General features: G+C 38.2%; 1 pseudogene. It reads right to left on the reverse strand.

Annotation, left to right across the window (positions count from 1 at the left end):
• Positions 1–1,439 (reverse strand): annotated as a pseudogene (locus BMZ09_RS16260) (hypothetical protein); the annotation flags it as partial.

The following is a 1,439-nucleotide window of genomic DNA, read 5'->3' on the forward strand; positions in this document are numbered from 1 at the left end:
CCGCAAGATTGCACGTCACTAATAACATCTGCTGTCGGAGATGTATTAATAGTTATGACAAAACTACTTTCGTCAGTACAATTATTTGGAGCTGTGCCAATTGATTTATAAACGAATAATGTTGTTGTACTTGTAATTATTTCGCCAACAGGTAACTCCGTTGTAGAAGCGCCTCCTGTTGCTGTGTGATATGTATTATTAGCAGTCAAAGCTGGTAAAGTATACGTGTCACAAGCTTCTACATCCATAGGTGAATCTGCTACTACCGTTCCATCAATAGTAATTATAAAACTAGTTTCGTCAGAACAAATATTAGGCGCTGTTCCTGTTTCAGTGTAAACGTATAACGTAGTTGTTGCTGTGATATCTGTTCCCGAAGCAATTAAAGTCCCTGTTCCATTTGGTCCTCCTGTTGCTGAATAATAGTTATTATTAGCATTTAATGTTGGTAATGTATAAGCACCGCAAGATTGCACGTCACTAATAACATCTGCTGTCGGAGATGTATTAATAGTTACCACAAAACTACTTTCGTCAGTACAATTATTTGGAGCTGTTCCAATTGATTTATAAACGAATAATGTTGTCGTACTTGTAATTATTTCGCCAACAGGCAACTCTGTTGCAGAAGCGCCTCCTGTTGCTGTGTGATATGTATTATTAGCAGTCAAAGCTGGTAAAGTATACGTGTCACAAGTTTCTACATCCATAGGTGAATCCGCTACTGGTGCTGCATCTATTGTAACTGTAAAACTAGTTTCATCAAAACAAGTGTTTGGAGTTATTCCTGTTTCCGTGTAAACGTACAACGTACTTGTTCCTGTAATATCAGTTCCTGCTGTAACTATAGCCCCTGTTCCATTTGGTCCCCCTGTTGCTGAATAATAGTTATTATTAGCATTTAATGTTGGTAATGTATAAGCACCGCAAGATTGCACGTCACTAATAACATCTGCTGTCGGAGATGTATTAATAGTTATGACAAAACTACTTTCGTCAGTACAATTATTTGGAGCTGTTCCAATTGATTTATAAACGAATAGTGTCGTTGTCGTCGTAATATCTGTCCCTGCTGAAATCTCCGTTGTTGGAGACCCTCCGGTTGCTGTGTGATATGTATTATTAGCAGTCAAAGCTGGTAAAGTATACGTGTCACAAGTTTCTACATCCATAGGTGAATCCGCTACTGGTGCTGCATCTATTGTAACTGTAAAACTAGTTTCATCAAAACAAGTGTTTGGAGTTGTTCCTGTTTCCGTGTAAACGTACAACGTACTTGTTCCTGTAATATCAGTTCCTGCTGTAACTATAGTCCCCGTTCCATTTGGTCCCCCTGTTGCTGAGTAATAGTTATTATTAGCATTTAATGTTGGTAATGTATAAGCACCGCAAGATTGCACGTCACTAATAACATCTGCTGTCGGAGATGTATTAATAGT

This window comes from Olleya namhaensis (assembly GCF_900114005.1).
Taxonomy (GTDB): domain Bacteria; phylum Bacteroidota; class Bacteroidia; order Flavobacteriales; family Flavobacteriaceae; genus Olleya; species Olleya namhaensis.